Source organism: Vibrio sp. 1F255 (genome assembly GCF_041439145.1).
Taxonomy (GTDB): domain Bacteria; phylum Pseudomonadota; class Gammaproteobacteria; order Enterobacterales; family Vibrionaceae; genus Vibrio; species Vibrio crassostreae_C.
The window spans coordinates 18,209-32,094 of record NZ_JBGONQ010000028.1 but is presented as its reverse complement, the minus strand read 5'-3'; the positions used below and the strand labels follow the sequence as shown (position 1 = coordinate 32,094).

11 protein-coding genes are annotated in these 13,886 nt (G+C 46.4%); 6 read left to right on the top strand and 5 right to left on the bottom strand.

Translation table 11 applies throughout. From position 1 onward, the window contains the following. Positions 1-181 precede the first annotated feature (181 nt). Together ACED41_RS15535 and ACED41_RS15530 are read left to right on the top strand one after the other, a co-directional pair. Positions 182-484: a PTS fructose transporter subunit IIB gene (locus tag ACED41_RS15535; RefSeq protein WP_371725245.1), complete on the top strand. Its 303-nt coding sequence runs from the start codon at positions 182-184 to the stop codon at positions 482-484. 7 nt (positions 485-491) lie between these two features. Next, positions 492-1,265 (top strand): PTS sugar transporter subunit IIA, encoded by a 774-nt coding sequence (locus tag ACED41_RS15530; protein WP_371725263.1) that lies wholly within the window; start codon positions 492-494, stop codon positions 1,263-1,265. Between the two features lie 149 nt (positions 1,266-1,414). On the opposite strand, the gene ACED41_RS15525 is transcribed toward ACED41_RS15530, so the two are convergent. Beyond that, entirely contained in the window at positions 1,415-3,193 is a 1,779-nt protein-coding gene (locus ACED41_RS15525) for a transporter (protein ID WP_371725244.1), read from the bottom strand. 564 nt (positions 3,194-3,757) lie between these two features. Continuing rightward, positions 3,758-4,597 carry a helix-turn-helix transcriptional regulator gene (locus tag ACED41_RS15520; protein WP_371725243.1) on the bottom strand — a complete coding sequence of 280 codons (840 nt, stop codon included), beginning with the start codon at positions 4,595-4,597 and terminating at the stop codon, positions 3,758-3,760. Between the two features lie 379 nt (positions 4,598-4,976). On the opposite strand from ACED41_RS15520, the gene ACED41_RS15515 reads away from it, so the two are divergent. The 4 genes from ACED41_RS15515 (at position 4,977) to ACED41_RS15500 (ending at position 10,330) form a co-directional block, all read left to right on the top strand. Continuing rightward, positions 4,977-6,881 (top strand): fructose-specific PTS transporter subunit EIIC, encoded by a 1,905-nt coding sequence (locus ACED41_RS15515; RefSeq protein WP_371725242.1) that lies wholly within the window; start codon positions 4,977-4,979, stop codon positions 6,879-6,881. A 93-nt stretch (positions 6,882-6,974) separates the two neighbouring features. Beyond that, positions 6,975-8,192 carry a mannose-6-phosphate isomerase, class I gene (manA, locus tag ACED41_RS15510; protein WP_371725241.1) on the top strand — a complete coding sequence of 406 codons (1,218 nt, stop codon included), beginning with the start codon at positions 6,975-6,977 and terminating at the stop codon, positions 8,190-8,192. A gap of 259 nt (positions 8,193-8,451) precedes the next feature. Next, entirely contained in the window at positions 8,452-8,892 is a 441-nt protein-coding gene (locus ACED41_RS15505) for a PTS sugar transporter subunit IIA (protein ID WP_102421523.1), read from the top strand. A 13-nt stretch (positions 8,893-8,905) separates the two neighbouring features. Further along, on the top strand, positions 8,906-10,330 hold the full coding sequence (locus tag ACED41_RS15500; protein WP_371725240.1) for a fructose-specific PTS transporter subunit EIIC: 1,425 nt from the start codon (positions 8,906-8,908) through the stop codon (positions 10,328-10,330). 130 nt (positions 10,331-10,460) lie between these two features. Here the strand turns inward: ACED41_RS15500 and ACED41_RS15495 are convergent, their stop codons facing one another. Genes ACED41_RS15495 through ACED41_RS15485 form a run of 3 tightly spaced genes read right to left on the bottom strand, consistent with a single transcriptional unit; the run spans position 10,461 to position 13,851 of the window. Next, entirely contained in the window at positions 10,461-11,597 is a 1,137-nt protein-coding gene (locus tag ACED41_RS15495) for an ABC transporter ATP-binding protein (RefSeq protein WP_017064948.1), read from the bottom strand. A 57-nt stretch (positions 11,598-11,654) separates the two neighbouring features. Next, the gene (locus tag ACED41_RS15490; protein WP_371725262.1) at positions 11,655-12,389 is read right to left on the bottom strand and encodes an HAD family hydrolase; all 735 of its coding nucleotides are present in this window, start codon (positions 12,387-12,389) and stop codon (positions 11,655-11,657) included. Next, complete coding sequence (locus tag ACED41_RS15485) at positions 12,379-13,851, bottom strand: CehA/McbA family metallohydrolase (RefSeq protein WP_371725239.1); 1,473 nt, start codon at positions 13,849-13,851, stop codon at positions 12,379-12,381. Before ACED41_RS15485 ends, ACED41_RS15490 begins: the two co-directional genes overlap by 11 nt. Positions 13,852-13,886 lie beyond the last annotated feature (35 nt).

The window sequence follows — 13,886 nt, the reverse complement described above, 5'->3', positions numbered from 1 at the left end:
AATCCATAAAATCCCCAGAACCCATAAACATATCGTCCCTCCTCTATGCGAGCTTTCTATACTGAAGTTCCCATACAAGATAGCTTTTGCAAGGTAGCTTGTGAAAGGTAGCTTCTGAAAGGTAGCTTCTGAAAGGTAGCTTATGTAACGTAACAGGGACGAGATTAAGCCGAGAATAATAATGAGAATTGTAGCGGTAACTGCGTGCCCTACAGGCATTGCGCATACTTATATGGCAGCTGATGCTCTAAATAAAACAGCCCCTAAGTTCAACGTTTCAATCAAGGTTGAGACGCAAGGCGCTATGGGTATTGAAAACTTACTGACCGCCCAAGATATTACCCTCGCAGACAAAGTGTTGATCGTATCTGATATCGACATCGAACAACTAAGCCGATTTGACCCAGCTAAAACCGTATTTGTTCCAATGGAAGAGGTGTTGTTGAGTGTCGATAAAGTTTTTATTAAGCATTGTCGAACTTAAGCTTTTGATGAACGAATACCAGATCACCTTCTTCGTTAACGATCCTGCCGCGAACTCACATGTCGCACAGCCGCTGACTCGCTTAGCGAAGAAGTTCAAAAGCAACATCCGCATTATCAACATCACTCAAAATCGAACCGCTGATCTCTCCAAATCCGTCGCGATGCTACAAGTAGGTCTACTTCGTGGTGATTTGTGCCAGATAACCGCGGTCGGTATTGATGCGGAGCTTGCCTGTTTCGTTCTCAAAGACATAATTGCAGAGCATTACGACATGGTTGGCTCACAGGTGAGCCATGAGTTCTCTAGCGATCTAATTCAGCGAATGCCACAAATATGCCCACCTTGTGATATCAAATGGCACCACGCTAAGGCGCAAACCCAACTGAGCAAATTTGAGTGCTTGAAAGGGCTCGCTCACCTTGTTTACCCAGAAGACCCAGATGAATTGATTCTGGCATTTATTAAGCGGGAGGAACGCTCTTCAACCTGCGTGTCACCGGGTATTGCACTGCCGCATGTAATGTTTGAATCGACTCAAGATCTCTCGATTGCGGTTATCGTCAGTGACGACCCAATTGACTGGGCATCACGTATCGGCGAAGTGCATGTGGCCATTGCTCTTGTTCTGCCAACCAAGCCACAGCGTGAGCACATTGTCGCGGCGACCAACCTAACTCGAAACCTGCTTCACGATCAGGTCAATGAACGTCTGCAAAAGACTCGAAGCAGTGTCGACCTACAAGCTCTTCTGATGTATATATCTTCACGTCTGATTTAATTCATCTCACCCTTTTAAGTTCAATTTCTTAATCAGCTAAGTTACTCACTCCATTGGTTATAATCCCAATTGCTCACACAATAAAAAACGGCTGAGCAATAACGCTCAGCCGTTCTATTCTAAATGGCTTATCTTGTAGGTTTAGTTACTTAAGCTGTTTTTTTCGCTTGTTTCGCATCCTCAACCGAGTCGTCTACAGCTTTCACTAACAGTAGACCAACGATAAACACGATACCACCACACAGTACAAACATCATTCTTCCCCAGAATGGATTTGGTAGAGCAAACATCGCCATCACAGCTACACCAGACACTGCGATCAATGAACCTAGCATGTGACGTTGTTTGTTATCCAGTTTCTTCTGCGCGGTTGATTCAGAGACCAAAGGCGTCGATAGGTTAGTGAAGAAGGTATCAACATCTTTCTGACGAGACGCTTCTAATGGTTTATAGAACAAAGTCGAAAGAATAAAGAAGCCGCCTGTAAACGTTAAATGAGCAATCAGGCCTACCGCTACTTTCAAATCAGACCATTCACGGCCTGTTAGCGGCTCTAGGTTGAACCAATTTTGTAGCATTTCAGCGGTAATCACGAAGCCTACGATGTAAGACACAATCGCGCCAACCACTAACGTGCCCCAACCTGCCCAGTCCGGAGTCTTCTTAATGAAGAAGCCACAGAATGCTGGAATCGTCATTGGGAAACCGATTAATGCACCCACGTACATCATGGTGTCGAACAGACTCAAGCCTTTCAGTGAGTTAATAAACAGTGCGATAAGGATGATAGCGACACCGAAAACCGAAGACATCAACTTAGACACAATCATCAGCTCTTTCTCTGTCGCGTTTGGACGAAGAATCGGTTGATAGAAGTTGATTACAAAGATTCCAGAGTTACGGTTTAAGCCTGAGTCCATAGAAGACATAGTTGCCGCAAACATCGCTGCGATTAGAAGCCCCACCATACCCGCTGGCATGTATTGCTCTACGAAGTAAAGGTAAGCAAAGTCGCCTGCTTTAGAACCTGCGTCTGGGTAATGTGCTGCAAGGTCAACGCCTTGTCCTGCTACAAACCAAGGTGGCATGAACCAAATGATTGGACCAATTGTCATCAGAATACACGCCAACAGCGCCGCTTTCTTCGCGTTCTTAGAGTCTTTTGCCGCTAGGTAACGGTAAGAGTTCAACATATTGTTGGTGATACTGAACTGCTTGAAGAAGATGAAGAATGCCCAGATTCCGAAGATGCTTACATAGTTCAGGTTGTTACCAGAAACAAATGATGCGCCTTCTGCTACAGGGAAATCGTTGATGATTTCAGTAACGCCGCCACCTTGCACGATAGCCACGGCTGCACACGTCACGGTTACTGCCATGATGATAACCATCTGCATGAAGTCAGACGCAATAACCGCCCATGAACCGCCCGTTACCGACATCACTAGTACAACAAGACCAGTTAGAACGATGGTGGTTGTCATATCGAAGCCAAAGATACCCGATGCGATAATCGCCAAGCCGTTAAGCCAGATACCCGCAGAAACAATACTGTTCGGCATGCCAGACCAAGTAAACACTTGCTCGTTGAAGCTACCAAAACGCATACGAATCGCGTCAATTGGCGTTACCACGCGTAGTTGACGGAATTTCGGAGCGAAGTACAGGTAGTTCATCAGGTAACCAAATGCGTTCGCTAGGAAGATAACCGCGACAGCCATACCATCGGCATACGCTTTACCCGCTGCGCCAGTGAAGGTCCAAGCACTGAACTGAGTCATAAACGCAGTTGCGCCAACCATCCACCAAAGCATGTTACCGCCCCCGCGGAAATAATCACTGGTTGTACTGGTGAACGTTCTAAACATCCAACCTATTGCGATAAGGAAAAGGAAATAAATTCCTACGATCAGAGTATTGAGTTCCATGTATAAGTCTTCTTTATGATGAATATCTGAAGAGCATATTATATATTGAATTTTTAATTTGTAGTATTATAAGTCAAGGTTGTGATGGGGCGTATAAACCTGAATATTTGATTTCGAGGCATGAATTACACGTTAGTAAACAAAGAACAAGCCGACGAAAAGTAAACATTTAAAATCAATAACTTAAAAACATTTCAATCAGTAAACTGGACAACAATAACAAGATTTTATCGTCTCGATAAGTGGTTTTTAATTTACTTAGCATTCATTAAATGCATCGCATTAATAAATCAACTCTCACACGTTTAATTCAATAAATAGGCAACGAAAAATAATAAGCAACTCGTAAATCGAACCCTTAATATTATTAATTGGGGTTATTTAGTGAAACGGGATAAATAGAGAACGTGCCTAAAGATAGGTTTCGAAATAAGGTGTAGAAATAAACGGAAGAGGAGAACACAAAGCAAATTGATCACCACACCACAGAGTCCACTGTGGTGATCTAGTCATACAAATTTCGGTCGTATAAGCTCTGGTCAGAAAAGGTCATTTGAAGGGATATTAGATAGAGCCACGATATTCGGTCGGCGTTCTACCGGTGCGATTCTTAAACACGCGGCAGAAGTAGTTCACATCTTTAAAGCCACAACGTAGTGCCACTTCATTGAGTTTGAAGTTGTACTTCTTAAGCATAAACTTAGCGCGATCGACCCGCACGCGGGTAATGTACTCTGCTAGCGTCATGTGGCCTTGCTGACGGAACATTCGCGACAAATGGTTGGATGAAATACTAAAGCGTGAGGCAATGCTGTCTCGGGTGATTTGACGGTGGAAATTCTCTTGAATGTAGATACAAATCCCTTGATACACATCCTGCACGCGGCTGTGAGACTTCTCGACAGGCGCATCCAACATCGTCTTGCTGTATTGAAGCAACGCTTGCAGCAATAACTCATCCATCGGCTGCTTGTTGCTCTCGCGCGCTAATGAGCTGAGCGCCTCAAGAATATTGTCAATGGCAAAGCCAGAGCGAGTCTGAATACTATGCTTTTGGATATCGTAGAAGCTCTCTTCCCCTTTGCGCTTGCTCACCAAGCTTAAACCAAGCTGACGACGCCCAAACAACATACTCAGTACCGAACAATCAGTATCCCAGTTCGGCTTGTTCCAACAGTTAGGCGGGATGAAAATCGCATCCCCTGCTTTCGCAACAACATTGGTGATCTTGCGATCATGACTCTCCATTTCATTAATATACTCACCGTCGAGCACCAGCTCTAAACGCGGAAAGTTCACCTGATAACTGAATGCTGAAGGCGTGTGAAAATCTCCCGCAAACCAGATGTTATGAAACGGTTCTCGCTCGTTTAATACCGACGAGATTAGGTCATGAAATATCATTGTTTCGAACTCTTATAAGCAGCAATAAGGCTACGGGAATAGATATACTCCTTAGTGAAACATAGCGCTATTGAGCAAAATCACAATTTGAGATCTAGGTTACAAAAATCCAGTAGTGGAAATAAATCTCCAGTCTAAGGCCAGATTTAGAACACTGTTATCATGATAGAAAAATCAATCTAAGCCCTTATCAATAAAAGCGTTATAACCTCATAAAAGCTGTCAACACTCCCCCAAACAGGCACTCCTAACCGATCAAAATCACACTCCATTTATAAGGCAACAATCATCCAGTAAATGCATTTTTTCTTCACTACAGAAGGCAAGCCGTAGATTCCAGAATACCCCTAACAAAATAAAAACAGAGTAGGGGTTCATTATGATCACGACATTGATCAACCAAAATTTGATTAAGCTTTCGCTTAGCGCTAATTCAAAAGAAGACGTATTTAAAGAGCTGATCGAGGTGCTGTACGCACAAGGTCGAATTTCAGACAAAGCACAGTTCCTTACCGACATTAAAGCTCGTGAAGAACAAGGTAATACCGGATTTGAAGAAGGTATTGCTCTGCCACACGCGAAAAGCGCTGCGGTCATCAAACCCGCGGTTGTTATCGGTGTCCATCAACAGGGTATCGAGTACGGCGCCGATGACGGCCAGCCATCAAAACTGTTCTTCATGATTGCCTCTCCTGATGGCGGCGATAATCACCACATCGAAGTACTGGCAGAGCTTTCTTCAAAATTGATTGAAGAAGGTTTCATTGAAAACTTCATGAATGCTCAATCTGAACAAGCGGCATTAGAGCTACTGCTTACCAAACCTGAACCTGCTGAGACAGAAACCAATGTTGAGAAGCAAGGCTTCATCATTGGTGTGACAGGCTGCCCAGCTGGCGTCGCACACACATATTTAGCAGCCGAAGCACTAGAAAAAGGCGCGGCGGCTCTTGGCTACGACATCAAGGTCGAAACCAACGGTTCTATTGGCGTTAAGAACAGCCCAACTCGAGAAGAGATCGAACGCGCCGACGCGATTGTCGTGGCTTGTGATAAACAGGTCGACATGGCTCGCTTTGCCGGAAAACGCGTCATCAGCACCAACGTAAAAGCACCAATCAAAGACGCACAAGGCTTGATTAAGCAAGCGCTCAACGCACCTAGTTACCAAGCTGAACAAACGCCGACCAACCAATCTGTTGTAGAAAAAGCCTCACAAGCACGTTCAGACCTTTACCGTTACTTGATGAATGGCGTATCTCACATGATCCCATTCGTCGTGACTGGTGGCCTATTGATAGCCCTTGCACTGGCGATTGGCGGCGAGCCAAGTGAATCTGGCATGGCGATTCCTGCTGGCAGCATGTGGAACCAAATCCTAGAAGTGGGCGTGGTTGCCTTCACATTGATGATCCCAATCTTGGCTGGCTACATTGCTTATGCGATTGCTGACCGCCCTGCCCTAACCCCTGGCTTAATTGGCGGCTGGATTGCCAACAACGGTTCTTTCTATGGCGCTGACGCAGGTACTGGCTTCATTGGCGCAATCATCGCGGGTTTATTAGTGGGTTACTTCGTTAAATGGATTACTTCGTTTAACTACCACAAATTCGTTCAACCGCTTGTGCCTATCATGATCGCTCCGATCACTGGCTCTTTGTTCATCGCAGGTCTGTTCATTTTTGTTATCGGCGCACCTATCGCTGGGCTGATGGATGCTCTTACTGCACTACTAACGAGCATGAGCACAGGCAACGTGGTTCTGCTTGGCATCGTCCTTGGTGGCATGGCCGGTTTCGATATGGGCGGTCCGTTCAACAAAGTAGCGTTCCTTTTCTCGGTCGGCATGATTGCCAGCGGTCAAACTCAATTCATGGGTGCGATGGCGTGCGCAATCCCTGTCGCTCCATTAGGCATGGCTATCGCAACCAGATTGGGCCGCAAGTTCGACCTGTTTGAATCTTCTGAAATTGAAGCAGGCAAAGCAGCAGGTGCGATGGGCTTAGTAGGTATCTCTGAGGGTGCGATTCCTTTCGCAGCGCAAGATCCAATGTCGGTTATCCCTGCCAACGTGCTTGGCTCAATGACTGCAGCTGTTATGGCGTTCTCATTTGGTATCACCAACAGCGTTGCTCACGGTGGCCCTGTTGTGGCTCTGCTCGGCGCAATGAACTACCCAATGCTGGCACTGCTGTGCATGGCATCAGGTGCAGGTGTGACTGCGGTTACTTGTATCGCGCTTAAAAATCTACGCAAAGCCAAGCTAGCAACAGCAGCGGCTTAAGCCATTTCAACTCCAATGGCTTGAGTCCCTCTACTCTCGTATTTTAGTAAATCGAGTAGAGCTCAAGCCATGTTTCCCTTCATGGTGATCTCGATGTCTGATTTTTCTTTAGCGAACGACTCGTTCGTACAACGCTTTTTCTACCCTATGACCAACGTGATTCAAAACTACGCATGGGGTAGCCCTTCTTCGTTCAACCAGTTGTTTGGTATTGATAACCAGTCTGGTGAGCCGCAAGCGGAGATCTGGATGGGTGCTCACCCGAATGGTTGCTCAATGGTGACTGATAACGGACAGCAGACCACATTATCGAGCTTGATTTCTAAGAACCTAAACCTGTTTTTAAGCGAGAAAGTAGCGAGTCGTTTTGGCGAACTGCCTTACCTATTCAAGGTGTTAGCGGCTGAGAAAGCGCTGTCTGTTCAAGTTCACCCAAACAAGCAACAAGCCGAATCTGGCTATGCACTAGAAGAGCAGCAAGGCATTCCGATGACAGCGGGGAACCGCAACTACAAGGATCCCAATCACAAGCCAGAACTGGTTTATGCCCTAACCGACTACACCGCGATGAATGGCTTTAGGTCGATCAGCGAGATCCTAGAGCACTTCCATTATCTCGACATTCCAGAGCTTCATTCGATGGTCAACGATCTCGCGGGCGATCAAACGCCTAATGGATTAGCCAGCTTCTTCGCGAGCTTATTGTCTTTGCAAGGTGAACAAAAAGGCATGGCGCTGACCATGTTGTTGATGAAGGCGAAGCTTTCTGATGCCCCTGTGTTCCAGTTGATTTCAGAGCTAGAACAACAATATCCGGGTGATGTAGGCCTGTTTGCTCCGCTACTGTTGAACGTGATCACCTTAAAGCCGGGGCAAGCCATGTATCTGGATGCCGAGACACCCCACGCTTACATCAAAGGTACGGGCTTAGAAGTGATGGCGAATTCAGACAACGTACTCCGCGCAGGGTTGACGCCTAAGTACATGGATATCAATGAATTAGTCTCTTGTACTCAATTCAATGAAAAGCCTGCGGATAGGTTACTGCTCAGCCCGATAGAGCAAGGTGATGTGATGGAATACCAAATTCCAGTCGAGGATTTTAAGTTCTCTATCGTGCAAAACTCACATCAGCGACGGATCACTACCGAAGGTGCCGAGATCCTACTACCTCTCGACGAATCTATGGTGCTTACTCACCAGTGCGGCGAAACCTGCGTGATAGAGAAAGGCCAATCGGTATTCATTCCTGCTTATGCTGAGAGCTACAAACTGGACTGCGTTGGCCGAGTAGCGCGTGCTTACAGCTAGCTCCCTTAGAACTCAGTACAAAGTCTTACTGCCCTGCTCATGCGGGGCATTTTTGTTGCTGATGAGGCCGCTCGGCGTGTCAAAAACATAATCAAAAACACCATCAAATATGACCCATCTCACACTGGATGAATGATGCAAATCACACTTAATTTTGCTTGGTACAAATGTACAGTGAAGGGCCTTTATTTGCTATTTCGCGAATGCCGTTAATCCATTAATTTTAATTCAAGAACTTCAATAGTGAATGAGTTAATAAATGGTCACACAGCTAACTAACGTCAACTTAATTAATAACAACCTTCAAGCGAATAATAAAAAAGAACTGTTTGAAGAATTGGCAAGCATGTTATTTGAAAACAACCGAATCAGTAATAAAGAAGCCTTCTTGGCAGACATTGAAATTCGTGAATCTCAAAGCATTACCTCAATGGACGGCATCGCTTACCCACACTCAAAAAGCAAGGCGGTAACTGAGCCAGCAATCGCTGTCGGTGTTAAGCGTAAAGGTATTGATTATGGCGATGAAGACGACATCAATCCAACCGTATTTTTTATGATTGCCTCACCCGACAACGGTGCTGACCATCATATTTATGTACTACAAGAACTATTTGGAAAGTTCAGTGATGAATTTATTCAAAATATCCATAACGCAAAAGATGAACATCAAATCCTTAATATTTTAATTAATTCATAAGGCGTAGAAAATTATGAGCACCCTAGCAAATCAAGCTACGAATACCAGTAGCAATTCTAATAATAAGAATAGTAGTAGCGACTATAAAAAAATCCTTAGTACCATGAAAGGTCACCTGCTTTTCGGAACCTCACACATGCTGCCTTTTATCGTAGCCGGTGGTGTTCTGCTGGCTTTAGCGGTCATGGCATCAGGCAAAGGTGCGGTTCCGGCCGACGGCCTGCTGGCAGACATCTCTAATATCGGTATCAAGGGCCTTGTTCTTTTCCCAATCATTCTTGGCGGCTTTATTGGTTACTCAATTGCAGACAAACCAGCACTAGCGCCAGCGATGATCTCTTCTGGCATCATGGCTGACATGGGCGGCGGCTTCCTTGGCTGTATCGTGGCGGGCTTTATCGCCGGTGGCGTGGTGTTCCAGCTTAAGAAGATCCCGCTTTCTGCGAACATGACAGCGCTAGGTGCTTACTTCATCTACCCGCTTCTAGGCACGTTAATCTCTGCAGGTATCGTATTGTGGGGCATCGGTGAACCAATCAAACTGTTCATGTCTTCTATGAACGAGTTCCTAGCTTCAATGGCTGGCGCATCTAAGATGGTTCTGGGTACAATCCTTGGCGGTATGACGGCGTTTGATATGGGCGGCCCTATAAACAAAGTAGCGACCCTATTCGCTCAAACTCAAGTAGATACGCAACCTTGGCTAATGGGTGGCGTAGGCATCGCGATTTGTACACCACCTCTAGGTATGGCTCTAGCAACGTTCCTATTCAAAAACAAGTTCTCTAAACAAGAGCAAGAAGCAGGTAAAGCGGCTGCAATCATGGGCTCAATCGGTATCTCTGAGGGTGCGATCCCATTTGCAGCGAACGACCCAATGCGCGTACTTCCTTCAATCGTTGCCGGTGGTATCGTGGGCTGTGTATTCGGCTTCATGACAGACGTTCTACTGCACGCACCGTGGGGCGGCCTAATCACTGCGCCAGTATCAAGCAACATTCCAATGTACGTCGTCGGTATTGCGCTTGGCTCGCTAACCACAGCCGTTATCGTAGGCTTCTGGAAACCTGTAGCGGTAGAAACCGAAGAAGACATGGTTGAAGCGCCAGCACAAGCTCAAGCGGCGCCTGTAGCAGGCGAAGGCGAGTACGACATCGTCGCAGTAACATGTTGCCCTTCTGGTGTTGCACACACCTTCATGGCGGCGAAAGCACTAGAGAAAGCAGGCTTAGCCGCAGGCCTTAAGATTAAGGTAGAAACACAAGGTCAAAACGGTATTCAAAACCGCATCACCGACCTAGATGTAGCAAATGCGAAACTGGTTATCTTGGCTCACGATATTCAAGTAAAAGACGCTCACCGCTTTGCCAATGCAAATGTGATTGAGTGTTCAACCAAAGAAGCGATGAAGAAAGCCGCAGACATGGTGACTATCTAAAACAAATCAATGGATTAGTGATTGCTCACTATTGATAAAGTAACTACCCCCTAGTAACTAAAATCCCCATTCGTCTAGTCAAAGAATGGGGATTTCTTTATTCAGCTCTCACCTAATTGGTGAGGCAAGATCAGCTCTTAGGGTCGAGCGTCTCTTCGGTTTCTAAATCGAACAGGTGACATTGGCTGGTGTTGAAATGCAGCACCGTTTCTTCACCACTGTTTGCCGTGCGATCCGCATCAAAAGGCACGCGAGCCACCAGCTTATCTGCACCGAGTTTAAAGTAGAGATACAGCTCATTACCCATCGACTCAACCACATCAAGCCTGTGCGTTTGAGTATTCACTTCCGCCAGCGGCGCATCGTGATTAGCCAGTTGAATGTGCTCTGGACGAACACCAAACCATACCCACTCACCCATCTTTTCACGAGCGATAATCTGCTTGTCTTGTGGCAGTGTCCAACGAGTCCCACTTTCAGAGACCACGTTCATCACGCCATCAATCTCATCCAATCTCACCTTGAGAAGATTCATCGCTGGCGAACCAATAAAGCCTGCGACAAACTTGTTTGCTGGGTACTGATAAAGGTTCATTGGCGTATCGACTTGCATAATCTCACCTTGATTCAACACACAGATGCGATCGCCAAGGGTCATGGCTTCCACCTGATCGTGTGTCACATAGATCATGGTGGCGTTCTGCCCTTCTTGCTTCAGGTTATTGTGCAGCTGTGCAATGCTGACACGAGTCGAAACACGCAGCTTGGCATCCAAGTTAGACAAGGGCTCGTCAAACAAAAACACATCTGGCTTACGCACCATCGCACGGCCAAGCGCCACACGCTGCCTTTGACCACCCGACATTTCACCCGGCTTATTATTTAGCAGGTGTTCGATATCGAGAGTCTTGGCTGCATCTTCAATTCGCTCATTGATTTCATGCTTTGGCAGCTTCTGTTGCTTCAGGCCAAAAGCCATGTTTTCGTACACCGACATGTGCGGATAAAGCGCGTAGTTCTGAAACACCATCGAGATACCACGATCTTTAGGTGGCAATTCGTTTACACGCTTATCGCCAATGTAGACATCGCCTTCTGAGATATCTTCAAGGCCTGCGATCATGCGAAGTGTCGTAGATTTTGCGCAGCCAGACGGCCCTACAAACACCATAAACTCGCCTTCGCGAATATTAAGATCGACACCGTGCACAGCCTTAAAACCATTTGGGTAGGTTTTCTCTACCCCTCTCAGTGTGACTTCAGCCATAACCTGTCCTTAAATCAATTCGTTAAATACTATCTTTGGAATCTGTCGTTAAACGTTTTAGCCACGTTCTTGCAGTTGATTGAGCTCAAAATGGGCAACCGATGCGATAACCAGATCCGCCACTGGCTCTAACTCGCTGTGTTGTGCAGTCCCCGTCAGAACACCGACATTGCTTGCGCCTGCATTGCGGCCAAATTCCATATCCGAAACCGTGTCACCAAACATGATCACCTCATGAGGCTCAATACCGCATTGTTCACAGAAGGCATTGAGCAGAGCTGGCGCTGGTTTAGGTTCGATATCACCATCTGAGTAACCGACATAATCAAACATCTCGCTCAAACCCGATTGCTCTAGTGTGTAGATGGTTGAGTCTTTGGTGTCTGCGGTCGCGATGCCTAAAATCATGCCTTGCTGCTTGAACAGACCGAGCTTTTCGGTCACACCCGGTAGGGCTTCAATCCAGCTTGGGTTTTCTTCGACTTCGTCATTGAACGCTGCTTTGGTCACCTTAGTAAACTCAGCGAGCGAGACATTGGGTTGCAGCATTTTGAACCACGCTATTGCGGTATCTTCCACTGGGTTTGAAGCTAATAACCCATAGTTATCAACCACATCACCTTCAACACCGATGGCCAAGAGTAACTCAGCAGCTGTGACAGTTTGATTACCTTGGTGCTGGTCACTGTAAGATTTCACACGCTCACAAGCACCACGAGAAACGTTAAGCCACATCTTGTGGAACTCTAACAATGTGCCGTCTTTATCAAATAACATCGCCTTAAACTTCATCACGGCTCATTCGCTCCATTAGTTCTCCCCAAGTACGCACTAGGGGTTGGTTAAATTCTGGTTGTTTGCCGTCGAATACGGCATTGATGCAGCCTTCAAATTCATTATTAATAGATGAAGATTGAGTGCTGTTCGCTCCTGTTGAGAATGGAAGGTCTCCACGACGAATATCGACACGGCACCAACGGTACCCTTCATCAATATGGATACTTTGCAGCTCATCACTCAAACCGATTCGATCGACAATCTCGCCATCCACCACGCATTCCGCGTAGTAAGGGTTTTCTGAATCGGTGACTGCGATACGATAACTAAGCGCCTGCCCTTGAGAATCGTTACCCGGCAGCAAATCACCTAAGTTGATGTCAAACTTCAAGCCGCAACGTCGCTCTAGGTAAACTTGCCCATTACGCAAACCAGACAAGATGCCTTCGCCGCTCAAACCATGGCTGTAAACGAAAGTTGATGGGTCACCGTAGATAGAAGGTTCATCCGATTTTGGATTGCGTTCATGGGGTTCAAGGTGTGAATCACTGCCGCCAATCGCCGTAATGCGTTGGCCACAATTCCACATGTCATTGAGAACCAATAACGCCTCTTCGGTCGCTTTTGGCGAGGTCGACCACGTTGGGTCGCAGCACACTTCAAACGTAGACACTTGGCTGAGATCCACTTGATCGTAATGCCAATGCCACGGCTTCATCATCGGGTGATTAATGCCAAGGGAACTGTGTCCACTTTTAGCTAAACTCAATCCCGCTTCCATGGTCGCTTGGCTGCTGTGTTCAACGTCTCTCAGGTCTAAAGACTTAACTGGGCCATGTACATTAAAGTGTCCGAGATCGGTTGTGACTTCTAACGCTGGTAAGAACAAACACTGTGTTGAAACGGGCAGCTTAGGCTGGCAAATGTTGTGCTCAGTGAAGAAGAAGAAATCGAGCACTTGTGATTCAACAATATCTTTAGCTGCAGCCAAGGTATTGTGACCATCAGAAAGCTGAGTGTGAGCGTGTAAGTCGCCACGATACCAGCGAGAATCAGAACTCAGCATGTGGCTGTAATCGAACTCGATATCGTGTTCACTTGTCACCGTTGGGTTCAGTTCTAGCTCAATATCGTTATTCACTAACTCATCAGAGCAAAGCACATCCACTTGATACTGCATCGCGCGCTCAGTGCGAAACTCACCTTCAAGGTTATAAAGTTCTAAGAACCACTCGCCCGGCGGGGTCACACCATCAATCGCGCCTAAGCCAGAGTTTTCCGGTTGGATAGTGAGTGACTTGTGCGCCTTTTCAAACAACACCTTGCCACGAAATGCTTGGTTGGCATCGTATGCCGCAGCGTATAAGAATCCTTTTTTCACCGTCGTACCAGTAATGGTTACGCAGTGAGAACCTGCTGGTACATCAAAGGGGATACGTACTCTGCCAAACGGCAGTTCACCTTGAAATTGGGTCATTGTCTTCACCAAATTCGTCCTAATTGAAGGACTGG

What these genes read in the sequence shown, in the direction of transcription:
- ACED41_RS15515 (WP_371725242.1), top strand. Translation starts at nt 4,977, where the DNA reads ATGATCACGACATTGATCAACCAAAATTTGATTAAGCTTTCGCTTAGC.
- manA (WP_371725241.1), top strand. Translation starts at nt 6,975, where the DNA reads ATGTCTGATTTTTCTTTAGCGAACGACTCGTTCGTACAACGCTTTTTC.
- ACED41_RS15520 (WP_371725243.1), bottom strand. Translation starts at nt 4,597, where the DNA reads ATGATATTTCATGACCTAATCTCGTCGGTATTAAACGAGCGAGAACCG.
- ACED41_RS15500 (WP_371725240.1), top strand. Translation starts at nt 8,906, where the DNA reads ATGAGCACCCTAGCAAATCAAGCTACGAATACCAGTAGCAATTCTAAT.
- ACED41_RS15495 (WP_017064948.1), bottom strand. Translation starts at nt 11,597, where the DNA reads ATGGCTGAAGTCACACTGAGAGGGGTAGAGAAAACCTACCCAAATGGT.
- ACED41_RS15530 (WP_371725263.1), top strand. Translation starts at nt 492, where the DNA reads ATGAACGAATACCAGATCACCTTCTTCGTTAACGATCCTGCCGCGAAC.
- ACED41_RS15490 (WP_371725262.1), bottom strand. Translation starts at nt 12,389, where the DNA reads ATGAAGTTTAAGGCGATGTTATTTGATAAAGACGGCACATTGTTAGAG.
- ACED41_RS15525 (WP_371725244.1), bottom strand. Translation starts at nt 3,193, where the DNA reads ATGGAACTCAATACTCTGATCGTAGGAATTTATTTCCTTTTCCTTATC.
- ACED41_RS15485 (WP_371725239.1), bottom strand. Translation starts at nt 13,851, where the DNA reads ATGACCCAATTTCAAGGTGAACTGCCGTTTGGCAGAGTACGTATCCCC.
- ACED41_RS15505 (WP_102421523.1), top strand. Translation starts at nt 8,452, where the DNA reads ATGGTCACACAGCTAACTAACGTCAACTTAATTAATAACAACCTTCAA.
- ACED41_RS15535 (WP_371725245.1), top strand. Translation starts at nt 182, where the DNA reads ATGAGAATTGTAGCGGTAACTGCGTGCCCTACAGGCATTGCGCATACT.